This is a genomic window from Mesorhizobium sp. M1A.F.Ca.IN.020.06.1.1 (assembly GCF_004023265.1).
In the GTDB taxonomy this organism is placed as follows: domain Bacteria; phylum Pseudomonadota; class Alphaproteobacteria; order Rhizobiales; family Rhizobiaceae; genus Mesorhizobium.
The window spans coordinates 1-2,387 of sequence record NZ_RZSR01000919.1; the positions used below are offsets into that span (position 1 = coordinate 1).

The window sequence follows — 2,387 nt, forward strand, 5'->3', positions numbered from 1 at the left end:
CGCGCGAAAAATGTAGGACGTGCCCATGTCGCCATGGACGAAATTCCAGATCCAGCTTCCGTACTGGACGAGCAGCGGCCGGTCGACGCCGAGCGAGTGATTGAGCGCGTCGACGGCGCGCTGGTCGGCAAACGGCCCCAATATCGCGCGCCCGACATTGCCGGGCAGCACCTGGCCGCCCAGGAACACCATGACGCTGAGCAGGAACAGCGTCACAAGCGACAGAGCCAGGCGCCGGATGAGGAAGCCGAGGATGACGAATACTCCTATTGGAGCCGGCTCTCCGTCGAGAGCCGGCTGTCAGGGATAAGCTTGCTCCCTCGCGTCAGGCTTTCGAAGCCTTTTCGAGGAACAGCTGCGACATCGCGGTGGGCTGCACGCCCGCCACGCCTTTCGCCGTCGCCGTCAGATAGTCGTAGAAATAGCCGAAGATCACCGGCGTTTCCTCGAGCAGCAGCTTCTGGATCTTGCCGGCTGCAGCCTTCTGCGCCTCGAGGTCGAGGGCCGCGATATAGCTGGTCGCCAGCTGGTCATAGTCCTTGTTCTTGAAATGCGCGGCATTCCAGGTGCCCTCGCTCTTCAATGGCGCGGCGAGATAGACGTTCGGCACGCCGCGGTGGCCGTAGTCGGTGATGCCCATCACCGAATCCAGCCAGTTCGATTTGCCGAACACCGCATCGCCGTAATAGGCGCTCTGGTCGAGGATGTTGAGCTCGAGCTCGATGCCGATCTCCTTGACCCAGTTCTGGATCAGCTGCGCGTACTCGGGGATTTCCAGATAGCGCTCGGTGGTCAGCGTTATTTTGAACCCCTTGCCGGCGCCGGCCGCCTCCATCAGCTGCTTGGCCTGCGCGATGTCCTGCTCGCGCTGCGGCACGCTGGTGTCCGTCGACGGATAGACCCCGGCGAACGGGCTGTCATTGCCCTCCTGGGCGCGCCCTTTCATCAGGCCGGCGACCAACTTCTTGCGATCGATGCTGAGCGCGATGGCGCGGCGTACCCGCGGGTCCTTCATCGGACCGTCGTCGCAGCGCAGATGCAGTTGCTGATGCGCCGACGATTTCAGGCTGATGACGTTCACGTTCGGATCGTTGAGGACGGCGACGCCCGCCAGCACCGGCATCTGATTGATGATGTCGATCTGGCCGCCCTGCAGCGCCAGGATCTGCGGCTGGATATCGGTGAAGAAGGTGAATTCGGTGCGCTCCGGCAGGGCCTTTTCGCCCCAGTAGTTCTCATTGCGAACGAAGGAGGCGCCGACTTTGGGCGTGTACTTCTCCAGCTTGAACGGCCCGGTGCCGTCGAAGCTCTTTTCGTAATCGCCCTTGTAGCTCGCCGGGATGATGACGGCGTTGTAGTTGTCGGACGACAGCATATAGGGGAAGTTGCCGTTCGGCGCGTCGAGATGGAATTCCACCGTGTATTCGTCGACCTTCTTGCTGGCGCCCTTCGAGAGGATGCCGCGGAACACCGACAGCGCGTTGGAGGAGTTGGCGGGATCGGCAAGCCGGTCGATGCTGGCCACCACGTCCTCGGCCTTCATCTCGCCGCCTGAGTGGAACTTGACGCCCTTGCGCAGCGTGAACGTCCACACCGAGCCATCGGCATTCGGCTTCCAGCTTTCGGCCAGTGCCGGCTTGAGCACCAGATCGGGGCCGTCGACGCAGAGGAATTCGGCGACCTGCTGCATGACGAGCAGGCCGCCGGCGTCGGCGATGGTGACCGGGTCGATCGCGGCGGCCGGCACGCTGCTGCCGACGCGGATGGTGGCGCCCGGCGCGCCCTGGGCGCGGGCAAGCGAGGGCGCGGCGCCGAAGCCGGCCGCCATGCCGATGCGGCCGAGAAGCGGCAGCGACAGGCCGAGCAGGCTGCCGTGGCGCACGAAATCGCGGCGGCTGACGCGGCCGTCGATGAGGCCGTCGATGAGGTGATTTTCGAGCGGCGTGCGGTTGCGCCGGATGAGGTCGAGGACGCGGTAGTTCTTGCTCATGGGTCTAAACCCTTTCCCCAGTTCTTGTGGTTGGCGAGTGCATTCCGGTTGACGACGTTCCGTGGAGTTCTCCGGTCCCGGCCATCGTCAAGAATTCAGTCGAACGAACTGTAACATGCACTTTGGTCCGGTCCATCCGCTCCTTGAAGCGGAAAAGTCAGATTTTCTTGATGCATGCCTAACTCGGGCGTGCAGCCCGATCGAAATCGTGGCCGCCTCGATTCGATATTTGCCGGTCTCCTTTCCTTTTGGCGATCTCCCAGTTCAGCTCAGCGAAAAGCCTGCTAGCGCGATCGGCGTTGCGGCGCTGCTCCCGATCTTCATCTCAGCCGATCTCGAAGAAGGGCTTGCCGAGCAGGTCCGGCACCACGTTGATGCCGAGCCCGGGGCCGTCGGG

General features: G+C 63.3%; 2 protein-coding genes and 1 pseudogene. 1 reads left to right on the forward strand and 2 read right to left on the reverse strand.

Annotated features, from left to right (window positions below; all coding sequences use genetic code 11):
- Together EOA60_RS29010 and EOA60_RS29015 are read right to left on the reverse strand one after the other, a co-directional pair.
- A pseudogene (locus EOA60_RS29010) lies at positions 1–240 on the reverse strand (ABC transporter permease); the annotation flags it as partial.
- Positions 241–325: 85 nt separating this feature from the next.
- Positions 326–1,990 carry an ABC transporter substrate-binding protein gene (locus EOA60_RS29015; protein WP_095823856.1) on the reverse strand — a complete coding sequence of 555 codons (1,665 nt, stop codon included), beginning with the start codon at positions 1,988–1,990 and terminating at the stop codon, positions 326–328.
- A gap of 115 nt (positions 1,991–2,105) precedes the next feature.
- Between EOA60_RS29015 and EOA60_RS29020 the strand changes: the two genes are divergently transcribed.
- Positions 2,106–2,387, forward strand: a 282-nt coding sequence (locus EOA60_RS29020) for a hypothetical protein (protein ID WP_164899627.1), incomplete at its 3' end; no start/stop codon positions are given.

Excerpts from the sequence above, each read along its gene's own strand:
- EOA60_RS29015 (WP_095823856.1), bottom strand. The coding sequence starts at position 1,990 with ATGAGCAAGAACTACCGCGTCCTCGACCTCATCCGGCGCAACCGCACG.